Raw genomic sequence first — 22,127 nt, 5'->3', positions numbered from 1 at the left:
GCGGGATTTGTAGTTACGCACGACTTTTGTGGATAAGCCTGTGGAACGTCTGTTGCTTCATTCGGCCAGTGCCAGGCTGGACAGGCCTTTTTTGCGCTTGCTCAAAAAGCAGGCAGCGCACTAGACTATCAGGCCTAACCAAGCAGGGAGATCGCCATGCCTTTCGCCATTCGTATTCATCAGACCGGTGGGCCGGAAGCGATGCGCTGGGAAGAGGTGTCGGTCGGCGAACCAGCGGCTGGCGAGGCACGAGTGCGTCACGAAGCAGTCGGGCTCAACTTCATCGACATCTACCATCGCAGCGGACTCTATCCGCTGCCGCTGCCGAGCGGCCTCGGCCTGGAAGGCGCCGGGGTGGTTGAGGCCGTCGGTGAGGGCGTCACGGAGCTGTGCGCCGGCGATCGCGTCGCCTACGCCGGTGGTCCGGTGGGTGCTTACAGCGAGCTGCGTTGTCTGCCCGCCGACCGGCTGCTGAAACTGCCCGAGGCGATCGGTTTTCGCACCGCGGCGGCGATGATGCTGCAGGGCCTGACCAGCGCCTACCTGCTGCGCCGTACCTATCGCGTGCAGGCCGGCGAAACCATCCTGATCCACGCCGTTGCCGGCGGCGTCGGTCTGATCGCCTGCCAGTGGGCCAGGGCCCTGGGCGCAACGGTCATCGGTACGGTTTCCAGCCCGGCCAAGGCAGCGCTGGCGACCGCCCACGGCTGCGATCACGTGATCGACTACACGCGCGAGGACGTCGCGCCAAGGGTTCGCGAGATCACCCGCGGCGAGGGGGTGGCGGTGGTCTATGACGGGGTTGGCAAAGACACTTTTGCCGCGTCTCTGGACAGCCTGCAGACGCGTGGGATGATGGTCTGTCTGGGCAATGCCTCGGGGCCGGTGCCGCCCCTGGACCCGCTGCTGCTTTCGCAGAAGGGCTCGCTATTCCTGACGCGGCCGACTCTCATGCACTACATCGCCAAGCGCGCCGAGCTGGCCGAGCTGGCTGCCGAACTGTTCGCGATGGTCGGCTCGGGCAAGGTCAGGATCGAGGTCAACCAGAGCTATGCGCTTGCCGACGTGGCCCAGGCGCATCACGATCTGGCCGCACGCAAGCATACCGGGTCGACCATCCTGCTGCCGTGAGGGAGGGTCGGCGCGCCGCTTTTCGCTGGCTTTTGCCGATCTGCGTGACAAAGTGCGCGAGCACGTCAAGCAGCTTCGTGAGAAGCTTTTCCGGCCTGTAACCACACATGACAAGGACAAAAAAAACATGAAATCCTTCCTGATTGCCAATCCAAAAGGGGGTTCCGGGAAATCGACGTTGGCGATCAATCTGGCCGGCCACCTCGCGTGCAGCGGCCATCATGTGATGCTCGGCGACGTCGATCGTCAGCAGTCGTCACGGGAGTGGTTGCGCATGCGCCCGCGCGCGCTGCCGGAGATTAGCTGTTGGGACATCGAACCGGGGAAAACCGCCCGACCGCCGAAGGGCACGACGCACGTCGTCCTCGACACGCCGGCGGCCTTGCACGGCAAAGCCCTCGATAACGTCGTCAAGCAGGTCAGTCGGGTGCTCATTCCGGTGCAGCCGTCGCTCTTCGACATGCTCGCGACACGCCAGTTTCTCGAGGCCTTACTGGCCGAGAAAGCGGTACGCAAGGAGCAGACCCTCATCGCCGCGGTCGGCATGCGCGTCGATCCACGCACGCGTGCGGCCGCCGAGCTGGAGCGTTTTCTGGCCAAATTCGAGCTGCCGGTGCTGACGCATCTGCGCACTACTCAGCTCTACGTACAGACGGCGATGCACGGCATGACGATCTTCGACATTTCCGCGTCGCGTGCGGCCAAGGACCTCGAGCAGTGGCAGCCGATCATCGACTGGATCAACCAGGGCTAACGGTCATGACATGTCGAGACACCCCTGATGATGAAAGCCATGACCGTCCCCCTCTTCCCCTGACCCTTCTCCCGCGAGGGGAGAAGCATCTGTCTTTCATCGTGTCGCGCAGAGTCGCCGGCCCCGCTACCGGATCGATCGCGTACGTTTGACAACGAGCTTGCTCGACCACGGCATCGCTGGTAGGTGTGGCTGTTGTTACGCGATATTTACTGCCCAGTTAGAAACCACGACCACCGCCAGGCCCCATGCCACCGCCACCCGGACCCATGCCGCCACCTCTGGCCGGTGGTTCGGCTGGCAGTGTCACACCACGCGCCTTGGCGCGCTCCTGCATCTGCTCATGATGTTCCGTGCGGAGCTGCTCTCGTTCCTCGGTAGTTTTCGTGGCCCGCATCTTGGCGCGATATGCCACCTGCTCGTCTTGGGTCATGAGTTGGCTGCCATAGACCTGTTTCTGGGTCTGAACTTGAGCCTTTTCCTTGGCCGCTTGCGGCTCGGCTGCCAATGCGTACCCGGCAGACAGTGACAAAGCGCTTACCAATGCCGATAAAACCAACGTTTTCCGTTTCATGATTTACTCCTGTGCTGGGTTGGCTGGAGCGGATGAGCGTAGCCACCGCAACCCTGTTCAGTGGATAGGCCTGATCCTTGCAAAACGACAAGTGCGCAGATGGTGCGCTTCCGGCGGCTGATGCCAAGCACTCTTCTCGATGGGCATCACGTCGCCGACCAAAAAAACCAGCAAGCATGCACCGCTTGCTCTGGTGAGGCCTTCGTTCAGGCTCTGTTCACCTGCGGCTGATAAAATCACTGTAGCCGACAGGGGAAGGGAATCAAGATGTTTCTGAAGACTACGGTTCCTGACCTTCCGCCTTTTATCTGCCGACGATTGGGGGTAGCGAACAAATCGTCGGTTGCTATTCGCTGTTGCATGCGCCTCGCCCGGAAAGCTACCGCGTCTCGGTCGAACGGCTACCGCCAGCAGAGGCCAGACAACTTCCAGCACGGCGTTTACGTTTTCTTTCCTTGGGAGCATAAGAATGAGCTGGCGTAATACCAAATACCACTACGGTTCGCTTTCTATTGGGCTTCACTGGTTAATGCTGTTACTTTTCGTGGCGGTGTACGCGTGTATTGAACTACGTGAGTTATACCCGAAGGGTAGCGATCCTCGTGAGGCACTGAAGACTTGGCATTTCATGCTCGGCTTGTCTGTTTTTGTTCTGGTCTGGCTGCGCCTGCTGGCAGCGCGCCTGGCTGGACCCGCTCCCCTAACTGAGCCGGATCCTCCGAAGTGGCAAAAGTTGTCGGCCAGGCTTATGCACTTTGCACTGTACTTCCTGATGATCGGTATGCCGCTGGGAGGATGGCTTCTTCTCAGCGCAGCAGGAAAGCCGATCCCGTTCTTCGCTCTGGAGTTGCCAGCGCTCGTCGGCGAGAGCAAAAGCCTGGCGACGCTGATCAAGGAGATACATGAGGTCGGCGGCACGGTGGGTTATTTCCTCATCGGCTTCCATGCCGCTGCTGCGTTGTTTCACCACTACGTCCTTCGAGATAACACGCTACGGCGGATGCTTCCGAACCACGATTGAGCCGCCCCCGCTCCCCAGCCAGCTGGTCGTCACCATCATTGTGAAGCCGTCCGAGTAATGGAAAGCGCTGCCATACTTTCCCCGTCGCTGACACGCTACGCCTGGCTGTCGATCGCGGCGGCTATGGCCACCATCCTGTTAAAGGGTGTGGCGTGGTGGCTGACCGGTTCGGTCGGGCTATTGTCCGACGCCATCGAGTCCTTCGTGAACCTGGCGGGGGCGTTGATGGCGCTCTGGATGCTGACCCTGGCGGCGCGTCCCGCGGACGATAATCACGCCTACGGCTACAGCAAGGCTGAATATTTCTCCAGCGCTTTCGAGGGTTTCCTGATCCTGTTGGCGGCGGTCAGCATTGGCTATACGGCCATTGTCCGCCTGATGAATCCTCAGTCGCTCGAAGCAGTGGGGGTCGGACTGCTGGTTTCTGTGGTCGCCTCCGTGATCAACTTCGCGACCGCGAGAATCTTGATGGGTGCGGGTCGAGAGCACAATTCGATCACTCTGGAAGCCGATGCACATCACCTGATGACCGATGTGTGGACCTCCGCGGGGGTCATTGCCGGTGTCGGCCTGGTCTGGCTGACCGGTTGGCTTTGGCTCGATCCGGTCATCGCCCTGCTGGTGGCGGCAAACATCATCTGGACCGGTCTGCAACTGATGCGGCGTTCGGCCGCCGGTCTGATGGACGTTTCCGTGCCGCTAGAAAAGCTTGAGCAGATCGAAGCGCTGCTTGCGGGGTATCGCCAGCAGGGGCTGGATTTTCATGCCCTGCGCACGCGTCAGTCAGGCAGTCGTACCTTCGTGGTCTTGCACGTCCTGGTGCCGGGGAACTGGACGGTACAGAAAGGTCACACCTGGGCGGAGCGTATCGAGGTCGAGATTCATCATTTCTTGCCACGCGCGCACGTCACGACCCACCTGGAGCCGTTGGAGGACCCCGTGTCAATGGACGACCAAGCGCTTGACCGACCCAGGTTCTGATTACAGCCAGGGTTGGGTGCAAGGATCTCCTTCTCTTCAGATACAGCACGGTCGTCAAGAAGGGCGAGGGCCTGCGGCTTCCTCCTGTCGCGATTGAGCTGTTGCTCAATTAGTACATCCTGTGCCGGAAGAGCCAGGTAGCGATGGCCAGCGCTACCGCCCCAATCGCCGCCATCGCCACAAACGGCTGGATCAGCAGATCGAACGGCGTGCCTTCGAGAAACACGCCGCGCAACACCACCAGAAAATAGCGCATGGGATTCAGCAGGGTCAGATTCTGGACCAGCGACGGCATGTTTTGGATTGGGGTCGCAAAACCGGACAGGATGATGGCGGGCACCAGGAAGAAGAAGGCGCCGAGCAATCCCTGTTGCTGGGTGACGGCGAGCGATGAAATCATCAGGCCCAGCCCGATTGCCGACAGCAGGAACAACACGACGCCCGTATACAGCGTCAGCAAGTTGCCCAACAGCGGGACATGGAACCAGAAGACGGCGACCAGAATGATCGCCGTGGCTTCGCCCATGCCAATCACAAAACTCGGCAAGGCCTTGCCGAGCAGGATTTCGCCCGGGCGCAGAGGCGTGACCAGTAGTTGGTCGAAGGTGCCCTGTTCGCGCTCGCGCGCCACCGACAGCGCCGTCACCAGCATGGTGACGAGCAAGGTCAACAGGGCCACGATGCCGGGCACGAAAAACCAGCGGCTTTCCAGATTGGGATTGAACCACGCCCGCGTCTCGATCACCGCCGGTGGCGGTCGGCCGCCGTGGCTGGCGATCCAGTCGCTGTTGAAGCCCTTGACGATCGCTTGCGCATAGTTGACCACCAGCTGCGCGGTGTTCGAATTGCGCCCGTCAACGATCACCTGCAGCGGCGCGGAGCGCCCGCTCAGCAGGTCGGCGCTGAAGCGCGGACCGATGCGGATGACCATCAGAGCCTGCTGGCTGTCGATCATCGGCGCGATCTCCTGGTCCTGCGTCAGGCGCGCCACTTCCTCGAAACTGGGCGCGCCGTGAAAGGCGGCGACCAGCTCGCGCGAGACCGTGCCGCGATCTTCATTGAAGACGGCAAACGGCACATGCTTGAGATCGAAAGTGGCGGCGTAACCAAAGACCATCAGTTGAATCAGCGGCGGGACGAAGATCACCACCCGGCTGCGCTTGTCCTTGAGCAGGGTCAGGAACTCCTTGATCGCCAGGGCGAAAATGCGTCTCCACATGTGCCTCTACTCCAGCCGCTTGCGCGATTTACGGATCGTCAGAGCGAGGAAGATGACGGCCAATACGCAGAGCCCCAAGACGTTCGGCAGAATCACGCTCCAGACATTGCCGGCGAGAAACACCGTCTGCAGGATCGCCACGTAGTAGCGGGCAGCAATGGCATGCGTCAGCGTTTGCACGACGGGGGGCATGCTGCCGATATCAAAGATGAATCCGGACAGCAGGAAAGCCGGCAGGAAGGTGGTGATGATGGCAATCTGCCCGGCGACAAACTGGCTCCTGGCGATGGTCGAGATAAAGAGGCCCATACCCAGTGCGGTGAGCAGAAACAGCGCCGATGCGCTGAACAACAACCAGTGCGAGCCGCGCAGCGGCACATCGAAGAGCCACAGTGCCATGGCCACGGAAAGTGCCAGGCCTCCCATTCCCAGAATGAAGTAGGGAATCAGCTTGCCGAGAATCACTTCGCGCATGCTCACCGGCGTCACCATCAGCGCTTCCATGGTGCCGCGCTCCCATTCGCGTGCCATCACCATCGCCGTCAACAAGGCACCGATCAGGGTCATGATGATCGCGATCAGGCCCGGCACCAGGAAATTTCGGCTGCGCAACTCGCTGTTGAACCACACCCGCTGCTCGATCCGGACGGGCGTGGCCAGCGACTCGCCGCGTGCCAGCGCGAGGTGTTCCAGCCAGCGCCCCCAGACGCCCTCGACATAGCCGGAAATGATTCTTGCCGTATTGGCATCGACGCCATTGACGATCAATTGAATCGGTGCGCTGCCCGATCCGTGCAGACGCTGCGCGAAATCCTGACGCAACACGACGACGGCATTCACCTTGCCGGCCATCATCGCGGTTTCGGCAGCCCGGGTGGTGGCGTACGACGTGGGCACAAAATAACGGGAGTTGTTGAAGGCCGCGGTGAAGCTGGCGGTATCCGCACTCGGCTGTTCGACGACCAGGGCCACCGGTATCGATTCCGAGTCCAGAGACACGCCATAGCCGAACAGCAGCAGCAACACCACGGGCATCAGAAAGGCGATGGCGATGCTGCTCGGGTCGCGGAAAATCTGCAGGAACTCCTTGCGCATCAAACCGCGCAGGCGCATGGCGGATTTTCCCGATGCTTCCGAGCGGTTCTGATGCCAGCGATCGTTCACGATCCGGGCGCCCTTTGACTCTCGGCCCGGCTGTGCGCTTCGATCAGTCCGATGAAAGCATCTTCCATCGACGGGTCGGGCACGGCTTCGCTACGCGCCTGCCGCTTGATCGCGGTCGGCGTCCCGATGGTCAGGATCTCGCCGGAGACCATGATCGCGAGCCGGTCGCAGTATTCCGCTTCTTCCATGAAATGGGTGGTCACCATGATGGTGACGCCTTGTTCGGCAAGCGTATTGATACGTTGCCAGAACTCCCGGCGGGCGAGCGGATCGACGCCCGAGGTGGGTTCATCGAGAAACAGGATATCCGGTTCGTGCATCAAGGCGCAGGCCAAGGCCAGACGCTGCTTGTAGCCCAGCGAGAGGTCGCCGCTGACCGCTGCCGCCAGCGGCGCGAGTGCAAATTCGCTCATCGCCCACTGTATGCGCTGTTCGGCGCGCTGACGCGACAGGCCGTAGGCGCTGCTGAAAAAGCGCAGGTTCTCGCTGACGCTGAGGTGGCCATAGAGTGAAAATTTTTGCGACATGTAGCCGATGCGGGCACGCGCCGCGGCCGGCGCGTGGCGAAGATCGACGCCGGCCACCCGCAGGCTGCCGCCGCTGGGCGGCAACAGACCGCACAGCATGCGGAAGGTCGTCGTCTTGCCGGCGCCATTGGCGCCCAGCAAACCGAAGACCTCGCCCGACGAGACGGCAAAGCTGACGTTCTTGACGGCGCGGAAAGTGCCGAAACGGCGCTCCAGTTGATCCACCTCGATGATCCCCGCGGCACCTTCCGTCTTCGGCGGTGGCCGCGCATCCGGCTGGGCGGTTTGCGAATGTGAGGCGCCATCCGGACGGTCTGGCTGGGGCTGGTCCTTGAGGAGGGCAATGAAACTGTCCTCGTAGCGCGGCGGCACTTCGCTGACGTGGGCGTTCTGAATCCCTGGTAGCAGCGCAGCGAGATTGGGGAGCGTCGCCGCTGTCATTACCAGACGCACTCGCTCGCCCTGGATCACGGCGTCCACCACGCCGGGGGCATGCGACAGATTCGCCTGCAGCGATCGCTTGGACAGATGCTCCGCAGTCACGGCAAATGTTTTGCCTTGCAGGCGATCGCGCAGGATCTTCGGATCGCCATGATCCAGGAGCTGCCCGTCATGCAGCAGAAAAATCTCGTCGCAACGTTCCGCCTCATCGAGATACGCCGTGCTTAGCAGCACGGTGGTCCGTTCGTTGCGCACCAGGCGATTGACGATCGCCCACAGCTCGCGTCGCGACAGCGGATCGACGCCGACGGTCGGTTCGTCCAGCAGCAGCAAGGCTGGCTGGCGGACCAGGCTGCAGGCCAGCCCCAGCTTCTGCTTCATCCCTCCGGAGAGCTTTCCGGCCAGGCGCCGGGTAAATGGTGCAAGCCCGGCCATCTGCAGCAACTCCCGATAGCGATCGCCACGACGAGTCAGCGGAACGCCTTGCAGGTCGGCGTAGAGGTCGAGGTTCTCCTGCACCGTCAAGTCTTCATAGAGGCCAAAGCGTTGTGGCATGTAACCGATGCTGCCCTGAACCTGCAGCGACTGGGTGCCGGCATTCTTGCCGAGCACCGTGATGCTGCCGCTATCGGCAAGCAGCAAGCCGGCAGCCAGGCGCATGAGCGTCGTCTTGCCGGCGCTGTCCGGGCCGATGAGGCCGCTCACCCGGCCGTGCCGAACGCGAAAGCTGACCTTGTCGAGCGCCTGAACGACGCGCCCGTTGCCTGCATGAAAGGCCTTGGATAGCTGCTTGATGGTCAGCGCGACAGGCTCGCCCTGGTCCACCGGTGAGTCCAGTTTTGTCGGCTGGGCAGCGGCACCTGGCGGCATCACTGGCCCGGGCAAGGAGGGGCCGCGGGTTTGCCGGATTCGGCTTGATCGAGGGGAATAATCACCGTTGCCGGCATGCCGAGGCGCAGTTCATTCTGTGGATTGCAGACAAACACCCGCACTTGATAGACCAGGTTCGAGCGCACGTCGCTTGTTTCCACCGATTTCGGCGTGAATTCGGCGCTCGGGGAGATGTATCCCAGCCACGCGCGATAGCGTTTGCCGGGATAGCTGTCGGTGCCGACTTCGGCGCGCATGCCGCTGTAGATCTTCCCCAGGTCCACTCCTGACACATAGGCGCGCACCCAGATCGGATCGGTAAGGGCCAGCGTATACAGCGAAAGCTGCGGCGAAGCCATGTCGCCCGGCTCGAGGATGCGGTCTTGAATGACGCCATCGGCTGGCGCATAAAGCGACCCATCCGCGAGTTGTTCGCGGGCAATCGCCAGCGCCGCCTCGTTGGCCTTGAGCGTCGCCTGAGCGGCGGCGACATCCTCGACGCGCGCACCGAGTTCGAGCAGGTGACGCGTCGCCTGCGCGGCCTCGTACCTGGCCTGGGCCGCGTCGGACGCGGCCTTGGCGTCGTCTGCCTGCTGGCGGGCGACAAATTGCCGGGCGACCAGATCCGCGAGTCGACGATAGGTTCGTTCGGCGTTTTGAGCGTCTATCCGGGCGGCCTCGGCGTCGGCACGCGCCTTCTGTATTTCCTCCGGCCGGTTACCGCGTTGAAGGCGCGCTACGACTTGCTGCTGCGCAGCGACCTGCGCCTCCAGCAGCGCGACATTCTGTTCCAGCCGGGTGCTGTCGAGCGTCGCCAGCAACTGCCCCTGGCGAACCGCTTCTCCTTCACTGACCAGCATGCGATCGATCCGGGCCGATCCGTTGAAAGCCAGCTGGACCTGCCGAATGTCGACGTTCCCATAAAGCGCCAGGGCTGTCGTGGACGCTTGCTGACGATGGCTACGCTGCCAGTAGAAAGCACCACCGGCAATTATCGCGATGCCAAGCAATGCAAAGAGCCTTTTGCGTTTCATGGGGTCTCGATCATCGGTATTTGAATCTGCCTGATACTGAATAGAACGCAAAAAGCGGCAGCTCAAGTATCGCGCGCCAGCATGCCTTGGGAACGCTAAGGCGATTGCCGGAAAAGAACGTACCAGATTGCGCCGGATTTTCGGTCGGTTTCAAGGCGCGACAACAGGCGCAAAGTCGAACTATGTAACTGTTGTCGTGACACAGAAGACGGGCGAAAAGACAAGCAAGATGGTAGGTTGTTTGACAGAAATCGCCTTAAGCTGTCCGGGCGTCTACTCCGCCGTCGCCAGCAGGCTTGCGTTGCCACCCGCCGCCGTGGTATCGATGCACAGATGACGTTCCACCACGTAGCGTTCCGGCGAGATGGTCTGGGTCTCGAGCGGCACGATGGCACCGTCGCGCTTGGCGAGCGCGATGCGCAGTTCCCGGGTCCAGTCGCTGGCGCCGGCCGCGGCCACCGCCGCGATGCCCTTTACCGCGCTCAACGTCGCGGCCGAGACGCTGCCGTCGAGCGCGGCGACGGGCGCCCCCGCATCGATCAGCGGCTGCACGGACCGCTTCGCGTCCGGCGCGACGATTAGCGCCGCACAGCCCGCACCGAGGGCCTGCGCTGCCTGGGCAAGGGCGATATCCAGGGTGGGCCCGAGGCAGAGTACCGGTCCCTTCGGATACAGCGACAAGCGGTTGCTTTCCCCCGTCGGCCCTGGAAGCGTCTGCGCTGTCATGTCCAGGGCCGCGGTCTCGTTGAGCGCCTTGCGGGTCAGGCCACCCTTGCCGCTCAGCGCCTTGCGCAGCACCTCGACCCGATCGCGACGCGCTGCCCAGTTGCGTGCGTCCAGCCCGTCGAGAGCCGACTGGAGGTCCCTGAGTGTCACGGCCTTCCCCTTCGGCGCGTCGTGGCACTCCACGGTGGCGGTGCGGCGGAAGCGGGTGACGTAGAGCGGGCCGCCGGCCTTGGGCCCGGTGCCCGAAAGGCCCTCGCCGCCGAAGGGCTGGGAGCCGACGATGGCGCCGATCTGGTTGCGGTTGACGTAGACGTTGCCGACATGGATACGCTCGACGATCTGCTGCACGCGGTCGTCGATCCGGGTATGCAGTCCGAAGGTCAGCCCGTATCCCCTGGCATTGATTGCGTCGACCACCTTGTCGATGTCTCGTGCCTTGAAGCTGGCCACGTGCAGGACCGGGCCGAAGATCTCGCGCTCGAGATCCTCGATGCCCCCTACCTCAACCACGGCGGGGGTGACGAAGGTGCCGACGTCGGGCGCAGGCAGCTTCTTCAGCACCTTGCCGGCCCTTTCATGCGCCGCCACATAGGCGCTGATTTCGCCTTGGGCGTCGGCGTCGATCACCGGCGACACGTCAGTGTCGGTATTCCAGGGATCGCCGATGGTGAGCGCGTCCATGGCGCCGTAGAGCATGTTGAGCAGCCGATCGCGCGCCTCTTCCTGGACATACAGCATCCTGAGCGCCGAACACCGCTGGCCGGCCGACTGGAAGGACGAGATCAGGATATCGCGCACCGCCTGCTCGGTCAGCGCCGTGGAGTCCACGATCATGGAATTCAGTCCGCCGGTCTCGGCGATCAGCACCGCATCCGGTCCCGCGTTCTGCGCCAGGGCCTTGTGGATGATCTGCGCCACCGGGGTCGAGCCGGTGAAGCAGACGCCCGCGATGCGCGGATCGCTGGTCAGCAGCCCGCCTACCGTCGGCCCGTCGCCGGGCAGCAGCTGGAGTGCCGCCTCCGGCAGGCCGGCCTCGCGCATCAGCTCGACGGCACGGGCGGCGATCAGGGGTGTCTGCTCGGCGGGCTTGGCGAGCACCGCGTTGCCGGCCGCCAGTGCCGCGGCGATCTGGCCGGTGGTGATGGCCAGGGGAAAGTTCCACGGGCTGATGCAGACGAAGATGCCGCGGGCACTGCCGGGCTCTTCCGCTTCCAGCCGCTCGCCCTCGTTGGCGTAGTAGCGCAGGAAGTCCACGGCCTCACGCACCTCGGCGATGCCATCGAACATCATCTTGCCGGCCTCGCGGGTGGTGATCACGGTCAGCTCGGCGATGTGTTCCTCGTAGAGATCGGCGGTGCGGCGCAGCACCTTGGCCCGTTCCGCCGCCGGACGCGCAGACCAGTCGCGGAAGCCTTCCTCGGCGGCGTCGAGGGCGGCCGCCACCTCATCCGGAGTCGCCTCATGCACCTTGCCGATCACCCGCGAAGCGTCGGCCGGAGACACGGCATCGCGAGCCGGTCCCCGCGGCGCCGGGCTTCCCGCCAGCATCGGCCCGGCGGTCCAGGTCGTGTCGGCGAACGCCTCGCGCGCCTTCAGCAGTGGCAGGATCGAGGCGGGTTCGTTGATCCGGTAGCCACGGGAGTTCTTGCGATCGGGCGCGAACAGCTCGCCGGGCAGGCGGATCGACGGGCTGGGGATGGCGTCGCCCAGGCGCTGCATCTCGGTCACCGGGTCGCGCGCGATCTCGCTGGCGGGAATCGAGCTGTCCACCACCTGGTTCACGAACGAGGAGTTCGCCCCGTTCTCCAGCAGACGGCGGACCAGATAGGCCAGCAGGTCACGGTGCGCGCCGACCGGCGCGTAGATCCGGCAATGCGTCCCCTCCGACTGCTTGACGATCTGGTGCAGCGATTCGCCCATGCCGTGCAGGCGCTGGAACTCGAAGCTGTCCTTGTCATTACCTGCCATGGCCACCACGGCGGCGCAGGTATGGGCATTGTGGGTCGCGAACTGCGGATAGATGCGGTCGCGCCGATCGAGCAGCATTCGCGCGCAGGCCATGTAGCTGACATCGGTATTGACCTTGCGGGTGAAGACTGGGAACGTCGTTACGCCCAGTTCCTGCGCCAGCTTGATCTCGGTGTCCCAGTAGGCGCCTTTCACCAGCCGCACCATGATCTTGCGGTCGAGCCGCTCGGCAAGGTCGTAGAGCGCCTCGATCACCGGCGCGGCACGGCGCCCGTAGGCCTGCACCACGATGCCGAATCCGTCCCAGCCGGCGAGTCCGGCGTCGGACAGCAGCGCCTCGATCACGTCGAGTGACAGATCCAGCCGGTCCTGCTCTTCGGCGTCGATGTTGAAGCCGATATTGGCTTTGGCCGCCTGCTTCGCCAGTTCCAGCGCGCGTGGCACGAGTTCCGCGATCACCGTGGCGCGGTGGGTGTATTCATAGCGCGGATGCAGCGCCGAGAGCTTCACCGAGATGCTCGGACTGGATCGCACATCGCCCTTGGCCTGCCTGGCGATGGCGGTGATCGCCCTGGCGTAGGCCGCGTGATAGCGGACGGCATCTTCATCGGTACGCGCCGCCTCGCCGAGCATGTCGTAGGAATACGTGTAGCCCTGCTTCTCGAGCTCGCGGGCATTCTTCATGCCCTCCTCGATGGTCTGGCCGAGCACGAACTGGCGTCCGAGAATCTTCATCGACTGGCCGACCGCGGTACGCACCACCGGCTCGCCCATACGGCGCACCAAGCCTCGCAGCGCCCGCGCCGGGCCCTTGGGATCGCCTTCCAGCACCCTGCCGGTGAGCATCAGTGCCCAGGTCGAGGCGTTGACCATCGACGAAGAGGACTTGCCAAGGTGTGCGCCCCAGTCGGACGGTTCGATCTTGTCGTGGATGAGGTCGTCAATGGTTTCCGCATCGGGAACACGCAGCAGCGCTTCTGCCAGGCACATGAGGCCGACGCCCTCGGCGGTGGAGAGTCCGTATTGGGCCAGAAACGCCTCCATCATCGAGGGCGACGTTTCCTTGCGCACACGCTCCACGTATTTGGCGCCGATGGCGGCCACCTTTCGGCGGTCGTCCTCCGACAGCTTGATACCTTCGACGAGCCGATGCAGCACCGCTGCCTCGTCGGCGGAATAGTTGTCGCGGATGCGCGCGCGTAGCTCACTAATTTCACGCTGCGGATGAAGGTTTGCTTTGTTCATGCTCAATCTCTCCTGGCCATCCGACACAAAGCGTTGACGCGTCGGCTCGCATGTTGTTTTTCCTGGCGAAAGCTATTAACCCGGCCCTTTGATTCACTCACTCCGTTCGGGCTGAGCTTGTCGAAGCCCGGTGCCGGAAATGCCCTTCGACAAGCTCAGGGCGAGCGCGAGCAGCCTATTCAAGGGCCGGGCAAAAAAGTGCGTTATGCGCTCTATTTTCAGCGATCGATGTGCTGATATTCACCAGCATCGGCAGTAACGCTGCTCACCACCAGGATCGCAATGAACGAAGCGATGAAGCCAGGAATAATCTCGTACACACCGGGACCACCCATGAACTCTCCGTTCCAGCCCAGCGAAATCCAGATTATCACGGTGGCGGCACCGACAACCATGCCCGCGATGGCGCCAGTGCCGTTCGTGCGCGACCACATCAGCGACAGGATAATCAGTGGGCCGAACGCCGCCCCAAAGCCCGCCCAGGCGTGACCGACCAGCGTCAGAATCTGAGAGTTTGGGTCAGACGCAATGACGGTTGCAACCAGACCAACCAGTACGACACAAACCCGGCCTGCGCCGACGCGCTCCTTATCCGTAGCATTTTTACGCAGGAACAGGCGATAGAAGTCCTCAGTCAGCGATGAAGACGACACCAGAAGCTGGCTGGAAATGGTACTCATGATCGCAGCAAGCAGTGCGGCATAGAGGAAACCGGTGATCAGCGGATGGAAGAGAAGTTTCCCCAGAATGATGAAGATGGTTTCCGGATCCTGGACATCCATACCATTACGGATCGCATAGGCCCGACCGAACAGACCCAGAGAGATTGCGCCGATCAGGGAGATGAGCATCCAGCTCATGCCGATGTTACGGGCAATTGGAACATCCTTCAGACTCCGGATGGCCATGAAGCGCACGATGATGTGCGGCTGCCCGAAATAACCCAGCCCCCAGGTAACCGCAGACAGCCAGCCGATAAAGGTCAGCCCTGCCGTCCAGGATAGTAGCGTGGGATCGACTGCATTCAGGGTCTGTGACGCCTGAGAGAACCCGCCGCCACCTTCGCCATAGAGCACAACCGCCGGCATGAGAACCAGTGCCAGCATCATGATGCAGCCTTGCACGAAGTCCGTCATGCTCACGGCCAGGAAGCCACCGACAACCGTGTAGACCAGCACCACGCCCAGGGTAATCACGATACCCACGGCGTAGTCGCTCAAGCCGCCAAAGTTGAAAATTCCCGAAAACGCGGTCTCAAACAGTTTGCCGCCGGCCACCAAACCTGACGCCGTGTAAACGGCGAAAAAGAGAACGATGACCATCGCGGATACCGTTCTGAGCGACATTGCCTGAGTCGGGAAGCGGTTTGCCAGGAATTGTGGAATGGTAATCGCATTACCATAGTGAACCGTCTGTTCGCGAAGGCGTGGTGCAACCAGAGTCCAGTTAAAGAACGCACCCACGAGCAGACCGATACCGATCCAGGCCGAACCCAAACCAGAGACAAACATTGCCCCGGGCAAACCCAGCAGCAACCATCCGCTCATGTCCGAAGCACCGGCCGACAGGGCCGCCACTTGTGGACTGAGGGCTCGGCCACCCAGCATGTAATCTTCAGACGAAGACGTGGCGGTACGCATAGCATAAAAGCCGATGGCGATCATGAGCGCAAAGTAAGCAAAAAGACTGATCCAAACACCAATAGCCATGAGAGTTCTCCAGTCATTAGGACGTAACTATTACCGACAGGCTAGCGCAGCTGAGGTTCCCTGAAAAACCGTCTGCTGCCCAAGTGGATGAGCAAATGCAGCTCCAGCTTACTCCAAATATTGCGGCTGCTTACACAATTGCTTTCCCAGGGTCTGAGCGTCGCTTCCGGGTCGAAATGATGAGTAGCGTTCTGCAGTAGGCGGTCGCCCGGCTTCCGCGGCGAGAATTGCCGCTCGCCAAAAATTACAGGAATGTAATCTGCGCGTCAGCCTGCTGTGCGGGCAAGTTATGCAGAATGCGCCACCAGACGTCACTTGTCAGTTCAACTCGTCTCCCGGAACGGGATCTTGTCATGAAGTCATTTCGCCTTCTCGTCGCGCCCGCCGTCGTATCGTCCGCCCATGCATTCGCCCAGCGCGCTGAGCGCGTCGAGGTTTTCAAGAGCGCCACTTGCGATTGTGGTGACGGCTGGGCCGAGGATCTTGGCGGAAAGGGTTTTGAGGTGACCAGCCCCAGGGTCGAAAGTGTGCCTGACGACCGCGAGAAGCTGGGTATGCGGGCGCAAGTTGGTCTGTGCCACACGGCAAGGCTTCCAGCCGCGTTTTTTTCCAGTCACGGAATGACAGCAGTCAATCAACAAGCGCACTCTCCGAACTCTGTCATGACGCCTGTACGCTGCCCACTGCGCCTGGCTGCGGCCTGCTCGGCTTGCTGCTGAGCCTGTCGGGAATGGCCGCTCCTCCTTCGCCTGCGCCGGCGCCGGAAGGCAGCCTGGGATTCTGGCTCGAACAGGCATGGCTGAGAAATCCGCAGGCGAAAGCACTGGACGCCCGCGAGGGCGAAGCGCGCGCGGCGCAGGAACTGGCCGCCGGTCTGACACCGGAGCCGGGGTCGGTCAGCGTCGGCGCGCTCAACGACCAGCTGAACAGCAATCGCGGCAAACGCGAGGTCGCCGTCGAGCTGAACGCCTACCTGTGGCTGCCCGGACAGAAAGCGGCGCGCGAAGCCGAGGCCGAGAGCCGCTTCGACGAAGTCGGCGCCAGGCGCGCCGCCCTGCGGCTGGAACTCGCCGGCGAGTTGCGCGAGGCGTGGTGGACGCTGGCCGCAGCGCGCAATAGCGCCAGCCTGGCGGCGCGTCGCCTGGAGACGGCGCGCGCGCTGGCAAGCGAAGTCCAGCGTCGCTATCAGGCCGGTGATCTGTCGCGGATCGACGCCAACCTCGCACAAATCGAAACGCAGGCCGCCGAAGCCGAGTCGATCGACGCCGACAGCTCGCTGCTGCAGGCCGAGCATGTCTTTCGCGCACTTACCGGGGCTCCCGCGCCGTCGTCGATCAGCGCCGAACGGCCGGCGACGCCAGGCCATGGCGGCACGGAGCCAGTTGGCGCCGGAGACCTATTCACATTCACACTTGCACCCGCAGCTGACCGCCGCCGCAGCCGCCTCGCGCAGTGCCCGCGCCAAGGTGAAGGTCGCCGAAGAGTCGCGGCGCGCCGCGCCCGAAGTGAGCTTGCTCGCGCTTCGCGAACGCAGCGAGTTCAATGAAGCGTATTCGGACAGCATCGGCATTCGTCTGAAGATCCCCTTTTCTTCAGGAGCTCTGGTGCGCCGCGAAAGCTCGGCGGCGCAGGCCGAGGCCGATCAGAGCGACGCTGAAATGCAGCGCCTCGAGAGCCGCGTCGAGCTCGACGCCATGCGTGCCCGCCAAGACTTGCAGGCCGCCGAGCGCCAGTACGCACTCGCCGAGCAGCGCCGCACGCTGAGCAGCGACAGCCTGCGCCTGGCGGAAAAGAGTTTCGCCCTGGGCGAAGCCGACCTGGCAACGTTGCTGCGCATTCGTGCTGCCGCCGACGCTGCCGATACTTTTCTCGGCCGCCAGCAGATCGCCCGTGCGGAGGCCATTTCACGCCTCAATCAGACCCTGGGAGTGCTGCCGTGAAGCAGCTTCTGGCCACTGCCTTGCTGGTGATCACGTTTTCGGCTTTTGGCCATGGCGGTGAAGATCATGGCGCGCCGCCCCCGGCGCTCAGCCAGAGCGTCGCGCCGCGGGCCAGTGCCGCCACCGCCGACTTCGAAGTCGTCGCCGTCCTCGAAGACCGGAAACTGCTGGTCTATGTCGATCGCTTCGCCAGCAACGAGCCGGTGGCAGGTGCCAGGGTTGAAGTCGAGGCTGATGTGCCCGGCGTGCAGGGCCTGGCCAGCGAAACCTCCCGCGGTACCTACGTCATTCAACTCGCCGCCGACTTTCCGGCGGCCAGGCATCCGCTGACCATCAGCATCGAGACCAGCGACAATGCTGACCTGCTATCGCTGGTTCTCGATACCTCGCAGCCGCCAGGCACCGCTGCGCCGCACAGCCATGACTGGAGCGAGTGGGCGATTTGGCTCCTGGCCGCCGGGCTGCTGTTCGCCGGCGCCGCCTTGCTCCTGCTCCGGCGCCGCCGGCAACACCGATCCCCGCGAGGCCACCAGGCATGAATTTGCACAGCATTCTCGCCGCCGTCACGCTGTCCTGCTTCGCCAGTGCCGCGCTGGCGCATGGCGACGAGGATCACAGCCAGGACAACAAAGCCGCGGCAGCAGCGCCGGCCAGCACGCCAGGCGACGGCGCCACGGCGAACGGGCGCCACGCCACATCGCCGCAGCGCCTGCCCGACGGCAGCCTGTTCGTCCCCAAACCGCTGCAGCGGCAGATCGGCGTGCGCAGCCAGCGCGTCGTCATCGCTCCGCTCTCCGCGACGATCGAACTCAACGGCCAGGTGATCGCCGACCCCGAGACCGGCGGCCGCGTGCAGGCGACCTTTGCCGGTAGCGTCGAACCAGGCCCCAAAGGCATGCCGGTTCCCGGCAGAAAAGTCAGCAAGGGCGAGATCCTGGCCTACCTGCGCCCGGTCAGCAGTGCCATCGAGCGGGCTAACCAGAGGGCGCAGCAGGCCGAACTGGCCGGCGAGTTGGCGATTGCCGAAGCGCGCGTGCGCCGGCTGCAAGCGCTTGAAGGCGCCGTGGCGCACAAGGAAATCGAAGCCGCACGCATCGAACGCAGCGCGCTGCGCAAGCGCCTGGCGGCGACCAGCGCCAGCATTGACGGCGCCGAACCCCTGCGCGCACCGGCGGCCGGCGTGATCAGCGCCAGCAGCCTGGTCGCCGGTCAGGTCGTCGATGCCAAGGAAATTCTCTTCGAGATCATCGACCCCGCCCGCCTGGCGGTGGAGGCACTGGCCTACCAGGCCGGCATTGGCGCGACGCTGATTTCGGCCAGCGCCCTGTCCGAGCAAAGCGCGCTGGAGCTCGCTTTCGTCGGCGGTGGCCGGCAGATGCGTGAGCAGGCGCTGCCCCTGCTGTTTCGCATCGTCACGCCGAACACGCTGGTCGCCGTCGGGCAACCACTCAAGGTGATCGTGCGCACGGCGCACGAGATCGAGGGCGCCGCCGTGCCGCGTTCGGCGCTGACGCGCATTGGTGCCGGCGAAACGGCGGTGTGGGTGCATACCGAAGCCGAACGTTTTGTCGCCCGCCGGGTGCATCCGCAAGCGCTCGATGCGAACACGGTCGCGATCAGCGACGGCCTGCACGACGGCGATCGCGTCGTGATCGAGGGCGCCGGCCTGCTCTCGCAAGTGCGCTGACATGTTCGAACTGATTATCCGCGCCAGCCTCAAGCAACGGCTGATCGTCCTCGGCATCTCGCTGTTGCTGATCATCTACGGCGCGATCACCCTGCGCCAGATGCCGGTCGACGTCTTCCCCGACCTCAACAAGCCGACGGTGACCTTGATGACCGAGGCCGGCGGCATGGCGCCGGAGGAAGTCGAGCAGCTGGTGACTTTCCCGATCGAATCGGGAATGAACGGCATGCCCGGGGTGACGCGCGTGCGTTCGGTCTCGGGAATCGGCCTGTCGATCATTTATGTCGAGTTCGAGTGGGGTTCCGACATCTACCGCAATCGCCAGCAGATCGCCGAACGCCTGAACCTGGTCCGCGATCAGTTGCCGCCGGGGGTGGTCCCGCAGCTCGGGCCGATCTCGTCGATCATGGGCGAGATCCTGCTCATCGCCATTCCCGCCGACCCCGCCAGGATCAGTCCGATGACTGTTCGCGAGTATGCCGACTGGGTTATGCGGCCACGCCTGCTGACCATCCCGGGCGTCGCGCAGGTGATCCCGATCGGCGGCGAAGTGCGCCAGTACCGCGTCGAACTGCGCCCGGCGCAGCTGCAGGCCCTGGGCGTCGAGCGCGAGAAGCTGGAAGCCGCGCTGCGCGATTTCGGCGCCAACACCAGCGGCGGCTTTCTCGAAGTGCAGGGCCGCGAATACCTGATTCGCCAGATCGGCCGCAGCGCGCGCATCGAGGATCTGCAGAACCTGGTGGTCACCGTCAGGAACGGCCAGCCGATCGTTCTCAAGCAGCTCGCCGACGTCAAGCTGGCGCCGGCGATCAAGCGCGGTGACGGCAGTTTCCAGGGCAAGCCGGCGGTCATTCTGTCGGTGCAGAAGCAACCGGCCGCCGACAGCGTGCTGCTCACCCGCGAAGTCGAGAAAGCCATCGATGAGCTCGCCAGGAGCCTGCCCGAAGGCATCGAAGCGCCGTCCTTCCTCTTCAAGCAGGCCGATTTCATCGAGCACTCGGTGAACAACGTCGCGGAGGCACTGCGCGATGGGGCGATCCTCGTTGCCGTAATCCTCTTCCTGTTTCTGCTCAACGTGCGCACGACGATCATCTCGCTGATGGCCATTCCGGTATCACTGCTGGCCACGGCGCTGGTCTTTCGCTACTTCGGCCTGTCGATCAACACCATGACCCTCGGCGGGCTGGCGATTGCCATCGGCGAACTGGTCGACGACGCCGTCGTCGGCGTCGAAAACGTCTTGCGCCGCCTCAAGCTCAACCGCGCCGCCAGCACGCCGCGCCCGGTCGTCGAGGTGATCGCCGCGGCGACGCTCGAAGTGCGCTCGGCAATTGTTTACGCGACGGTGATCATCGTCCTGGTGTTCGTGCCGCTGTTCGTCCTGCCGGGCATCGAGGGGCGCCTGTTCACGCCGCTCGGCGTCGCCTACATCGTCTCGATTCTCGCCAGCATGATCGTCTCGGTGACGCTGACCCCGGTGATGGCCTACTACCTCCTGCCGCGCATGAAGCAACTGCACGCCGGCGACAGCCCGCTGGTGATCTGGCTCAAGCGCATGGACGCGCGCCTGCTGCACTGGTCTTTCGCGCGTGCCCGCGGCCTGCTGATCGGCGCGCTGCTGCTGGTAGTGGTGGTCGCCGCCAGCGTGCCCTTCTTCCCGCGTTCCTTCCTGCCGCCGTTCAACGAGGGCACGCTGACCGTCAATGTGCTGCTCAACCCGGGTACCTCGCTGAGCGAATCGAACCGCATTGGCACGCTCGCCGAGCAGCTGGTGGCCGAGGTTCCCGAGGTGACCAAGGTCGGCCGGCGTACCGGGCGCGCCGAACTCGACGAACATGCCGAAGGCGTGCACTACACCGAGATGGACGTCGACCTCAAGGCCTCCGAACGCAACCGGGCCGAAATCATCGCCGACATCCGGCAGCGTCTCGGCACGCTGCCCGCGGCGTCCAACGTCGGACAGCCGATCTCGCACCGCCTCGATCACCTGCTCTCGGGTGTGCGCGCGCAGATCGCGCTGAAGATCTACGGTGACGACCTCGACACCCTGCGCGGCCTGGCCGCTGAACTGCGCGCGCGGCTGGCACAGATCCCTGGCGTCACCGACCTGCAGATCGAGAAACAGGTGCTCATCCCGCAAGTGAAGATCCACCTCGACTACGAGCAGGCGGCGCGCTACGGCGTCGCGCCCGGCCACCTGCTGCGCAGCCTCGAACAGATGATCGAAGGCGAGCGGATCACCGAAATCGTCGAGGGCAACCGTCGCTTCGACCTGCTGGTACGCCTGCCGGAAAGTGCGCGCGTCCCGCAGGCGCTCGCCGATCTGCTGATCGAAACGCCGAGCGGGCACGTGCCGCTGTCGAAAGTCGCTGCCGTCGAGGAGAGCGACGGTCCGAACCAGGTCAGCCGCGAGAATTCGCGGCGCCGTATCGTGCTCTCGGCAAACACCGACGGTCGCGACATGTCGCAAGTGATCGCCGACATCCGCAGCGAACTCGCCGCCAGACCGCTGCCCGATGGCTATTTCACCGCGCTGGAAGGGCAGTTCCAGGCGCAGGAGGAGGCGGCGCGGCTGATCAGCCTGCTGGCGACGATCTCCCTGACGATGATCTTCATGGTCCTCTACAGCCGCTACCGCTCGACCGCGCTGACCCTGATCATCATGGGCAACATCCCGCTGGCGCTGGTCGGCAGCGTCATCGCGCTGTGGATTTCCGGGCAGCCGCTGTCAGTCGCTGCACTGGTCGGCTTCATCACCCTGACCGGCATCGCCACCCGCAACGGCATTCTCAAAATCAGCCACTACATCAATCTGTGTGCCTTCGAAGGCGAGAGCTTCGGCCAGCACATGATCGTCCGCGGTTCGCTGGAGCGCCTGACGCCGGTGCTGATGACGGCGCTGGTGGCGGCCTTCGCGTTGCTGCCCTTGTTGCTCTCGGCCGACGCGCCGGGCAAGGAAGTGCTGCACCCGGTGGCGGTGGTGATCTTCGGCGGGCTGATCAGCTCGACGCTGCTCGACAGCCTGCTGACGCCGCTGATGTTCTGGCTGTGGGGCAAGCCGGCGCTGGAGCGCCTGCTCGCCGCCCACGAGAGTGAGAGTTTTTGAACCCCGAGATTGCTGAACCTGTTTCAACCC

At 63.6% G+C, this 22,127-nt stretch carries 17 protein-coding genes; 9 read left to right on the top strand and 8 right to left on the bottom strand.

Going from position 1 to position 22,127, the window contains the following annotated elements; all coding sequences use genetic code 11:
- Positions 1-156: 156 nt before the first annotated feature.
- Together V5B40_RS12720 and V5B40_RS12715 are read left to right on the top strand one after the other, a co-directional pair.
- Positions 157-1,131 carry a quinone oxidoreductase family protein gene (locus V5B40_RS12720; protein WP_332354840.1) on the top strand — a complete coding sequence of 325 codons (975 nt, stop codon included), beginning with the start codon at positions 157-159 and terminating at the stop codon, positions 1,129-1,131.
- A 127-nt stretch (positions 1,132-1,258) separates the two neighbouring features.
- A complete protein-coding gene (locus V5B40_RS12715; protein ID WP_332354839.1) occupies positions 1,259-1,885 on the top strand; it encodes a ParA family protein in 627 nt (208 codons plus the stop codon).
- 220 nt (positions 1,886-2,105) lie between these two features.
- Here V5B40_RS12715 and V5B40_RS12710 read toward each other — a convergent pair whose 3' ends face one another.
- Positions 2,106-2,459, bottom strand: a complete 354-nt coding sequence (locus V5B40_RS12710) for a hypothetical protein (protein WP_332354838.1) — start codon at positions 2,457-2,459, stop codon at positions 2,106-2,108.
- Positions 2,460-2,928: 469 nt separating this feature from the next.
- Here V5B40_RS12710 and V5B40_RS12705 point away from each other — a divergent pair, with 469 nt between their 5' ends.
- Positions 2,929-3,480 (top strand): cytochrome b, encoded by a 552-nt coding sequence (locus V5B40_RS12705; RefSeq protein WP_332354837.1) that lies wholly within the window; start codon positions 2,929-2,931, stop codon positions 3,478-3,480.
- A 57-nt stretch (positions 3,481-3,537) separates the two neighbouring features.
- Positions 3,538-4,461 (top strand): cation diffusion facilitator family transporter, encoded by a 924-nt coding sequence (locus tag V5B40_RS12700; protein WP_332354836.1) that lies wholly within the window; start codon positions 3,538-3,540, stop codon positions 4,459-4,461.
- Between the two features lie 109 nt (positions 4,462-4,570).
- On the opposite strand, the gene V5B40_RS12695 is transcribed toward V5B40_RS12700, so the two are convergent.
- The 7 genes from V5B40_RS12695 to V5B40_RS12665 all read right to left on the bottom strand — a co-directional run bounded on the left by V5B40_RS12695 (position 4,571) and on the right by V5B40_RS12665 (position 16,005).
- Entirely contained in the window at positions 4,571-5,680 is a 1,110-nt protein-coding gene (locus tag V5B40_RS12695; RefSeq protein ID WP_332354835.1) for an ABC transporter permease, read from the bottom strand.
- Positions 5,681-5,686: 6 nt separating this feature from the next.
- Positions 5,687-6,793: an ABC transporter permease gene (locus V5B40_RS12690; RefSeq protein WP_332354834.1), complete on the bottom strand. Its 1,107-nt coding sequence runs from the start codon at positions 6,791-6,793 to the stop codon at positions 5,687-5,689.
- Between the two features lie 47 nt (positions 6,794-6,840).
- Positions 6,841-8,682: an ATP-binding cassette domain-containing protein gene (locus V5B40_RS12685; RefSeq protein ID WP_332354833.1), complete on the bottom strand. Its 1,842-nt coding sequence runs from the start codon at positions 8,680-8,682 to the stop codon at positions 6,841-6,843.
- Positions 8,682-9,716: an efflux RND transporter periplasmic adaptor subunit gene (locus V5B40_RS12680; protein ID WP_332354832.1), complete on the bottom strand. Its 1,035-nt coding sequence runs from the start codon at positions 9,714-9,716 to the stop codon at positions 8,682-8,684. The genes V5B40_RS12685 and V5B40_RS12680 overlap by 1 nt, the downstream gene beginning before the upstream one ends.
- Before the next feature lie 273 nt (positions 9,717-9,989).
- Positions 9,990-13,655 (bottom strand): bifunctional proline dehydrogenase/L-glutamate gamma-semialdehyde dehydrogenase PutA, encoded by a 3,666-nt coding sequence (gene putA / locus V5B40_RS12675; RefSeq protein WP_332354831.1) that lies wholly within the window; start codon positions 13,653-13,655, stop codon positions 9,990-9,992.
- Positions 13,656-13,873: 218 nt separating this feature from the next.
- A complete protein-coding gene (gene putP / locus V5B40_RS12670) occupies positions 13,874-15,364 on the bottom strand; it encodes a sodium/proline symporter PutP (RefSeq protein WP_332354830.1) in 1,491 nt (496 codons plus the stop codon).
- Between the two features lie 359 nt (positions 15,365-15,723).
- Positions 15,724-16,005, bottom strand: a complete 282-nt coding sequence (locus V5B40_RS12665; RefSeq protein ID WP_332354829.1) for a hypothetical protein — start codon at positions 16,003-16,005, stop codon at positions 15,724-15,726.
- Positions 16,006-16,094: 89 nt separating this feature from the next.
- Here V5B40_RS12665 and V5B40_RS12660 point away from each other — a divergent pair, with 89 nt between their 5' ends.
- The 5 genes from V5B40_RS12660 to V5B40_RS12640 are packed head-to-tail and all read left to right on the top strand — an operon-like array spanning position 16,095 to position 22,097.
- A complete protein-coding gene (locus V5B40_RS12660) occupies positions 16,095-16,910 on the top strand; it encodes a TolC family protein (protein WP_332354828.1) in 816 nt (271 codons plus the stop codon).
- Positions 16,831-17,304, top strand: coding sequence for a TolC family protein (locus tag V5B40_RS12655; protein ID WP_332354827.1), 474 nt, complete (start codon positions 16,831-16,833; stop codon positions 17,302-17,304). Before V5B40_RS12660 ends, V5B40_RS12655 begins: the two co-directional genes overlap by 80 nt.
- The gene (locus V5B40_RS12650; RefSeq protein WP_332354826.1) at positions 17,301-17,843 is read left to right on the top strand and encodes an LPXTG cell wall anchor domain-containing protein; all 543 of its coding nucleotides are present in this window, start codon (positions 17,301-17,303) and stop codon (positions 17,841-17,843) included. Before V5B40_RS12655 ends, V5B40_RS12650 begins: the two co-directional genes overlap by 4 nt.
- Entirely contained in the window at positions 17,840-18,991 is a 1,152-nt protein-coding gene (locus tag V5B40_RS12645) for an efflux RND transporter periplasmic adaptor subunit (RefSeq protein WP_332354825.1), read from the top strand. Before V5B40_RS12650 ends, V5B40_RS12645 begins: the two co-directional genes overlap by 4 nt.
- A gap of 1 nt (position 18,992) precedes the next feature.
- Positions 18,993-22,097 carry an efflux RND transporter permease subunit gene (locus V5B40_RS12640; protein WP_332354824.1) on the top strand — a complete coding sequence of 1,035 codons (3,105 nt, stop codon included), beginning with the start codon at positions 18,993-18,995 and terminating at the stop codon, positions 22,095-22,097.
- The last annotated feature ends 30 nt before the right edge of the window (positions 22,098-22,127 follow it).

The organism is Candidatus Accumulibacter meliphilus (assembly GCF_036625345.1).
GTDB lineage: Bacteria > Pseudomonadota > Gammaproteobacteria > Burkholderiales > Rhodocyclaceae > Accumulibacter > Accumulibacter meliphilus.
The sequence above is the reverse complement of the archived record's forward strand: the minus strand, read 5'-3'. Positions and strand labels throughout refer to the sequence as shown.